Source organism: uncultured Rikenella sp., assembly GCF_910579375.1.
In the GTDB taxonomy this organism is placed as follows: Bacteria; Bacteroidota; Bacteroidia; order Bacteroidales; family Rikenellaceae; genus Rikenella.
Genome location: NZ_CAJTUJ010000232.1, coordinates 1 through 1,469, shown reverse-complemented (window position 1 = coordinate 1,469; position 1,469 = coordinate 1). Strand labels below are relative to the sequence as shown.

Here is a 1,469-nt window from a genome sequence, read left to right as displayed (position 1 = left end):
GCATCCCTGCGGGATGCTCTGGCCGTGTCTGCCCGATTGGGTTGGGCTGGATTTTCGGCGGGCGCGCTAATAATGGGCATAGAACCCCACGCGCGCCTCGCCTGAAAATCCCAGCCCAACGAACAAGGCGGAGAGAACACGTGGTCGGCCCACAGGGACGACCTCTGCAAAAGTTCTTTGGGTACCTTTCTTTCAAGAAAGGTACGGTTCCATGCGGGTAGACACAGTAAACGAACGGTTAATAAAGAGGTGCAAAGATACAAATTTTGAGGCAGCGTTATGAAAATAGCCCTTTACGCTCGCGCAGAGAACCCCGATTTATCCACCGTCGTCCGTGAAATCGACCGGCGCGGTTTTGCATACGCACTGAACCCCGAGAGTTCCGCCGGGTACGATCTGGCCTTGAGTTTCGGCGGCGACGGCACGTTTCTGAGTGCCGTGCGCAAGATGGGAGCGTGTCAGATTCCGATTCTGGGGATCAACTCCGGGCGGCTGGGTTTTATGGCCGCCGTGGCCGCCGATGAGATCGGGCCGGCGATGGACAAGCTGCGCGAGGGTCGGTACAGCGTCGAGGAACGCACCCTGTTGGCGGTGGAGAGCGGAGCGACGGGACGGGCGGTCAACGAGTTCACGATCCAGAAGGAGGGGATGTCGATGATTTCGGTCGAGATCGGCATCGACGGCGGCAATGTGGCGACCTACTGGGCCGACGGGGTGATCGTCTCGACATCGACGGGCTCGACGGCCTATTCGATGAGCGTGGGAGGGGCGATCGTTGCGCCGGGATGCCGGTGTTGGATACTCTCGCCGATCGCGCCGCACAACCTGAACATCAGACCGTTGGTCGTCCCGGATACGAGTGTGGTGACGTTGCGGGTGACGACGCGGAACGGCGGAGAGGCGATCGCAACGATCGACAACCGGGAACAACGGGTGGCGAACGGCACGGGTTTCACGCTGTCTCGCGCGGAACAGGTGTTGCGGGTGATCCGGCCGGAGGGAAACTCGTTTTACAAGACGCTCCGCGACAAGCTCTTATGGGGGGTGGACGCGCGGAACAACGGATAAGAGGTCACAGGCAGAATTGGGCTGAGGCTACCCGTTAGGTCTTTTATTAGGGTTCTTTCCGCCTTACTAAGTGGGGCCCGCCCGGTCCGAGGGCGGTACCCTCCTGTCGGACAGCCGCGCACCTGAAAAAAAGAGTTGGGCCGTCGGCAGCTGGAGGATGCGCAAGCATCCGTCGAAAGTTTGGCTTCGCCTTCCTCCTGGCACCTCGGCCATTCAAACAAGTTTGATGGCGCTCGGTTGCTGCGTCGGTTTTCTGGTTCTCTTTGTTCACAATAAAGAACAGTATCCTCCAGCTACTGCGCGCCACGGCGGGCGGCTTTTATTACTTGAAAGTAGCCGCGCGCCACGCTTAAAGGAGCGATTCAACTATTTCGGCGGTAGCCGAATATAGATGAATCGCG

Annotated in this window: 1 protein-coding gene; it reads left to right on the top strand. The window is 59.2% G+C overall.

The window, feature by feature from the left end; all coding sequences use genetic code 11:
* The first annotated feature begins 279 nt into the window (after positions 1-279).
* Positions 280-1,068 (top strand): NAD(+)/NADH kinase, encoded by a 789-nt coding sequence (locus QZ302_RS09970; protein ID WP_294594971.1) that lies wholly within the window; start codon positions 280-282, stop codon positions 1,066-1,068.
* Positions 1,069-1,469: the final 401 nt, after the last annotated feature.

Bases quoted from the DNA above. Each gene is read 5' to 3' on its own strand.
- QZ302_RS09970 (WP_294594971.1), top strand. From the start codon at position 280: ATGAAAATAGCCCTTTACGCTCGCGCAGAGAACCCCGATTTATCCACC.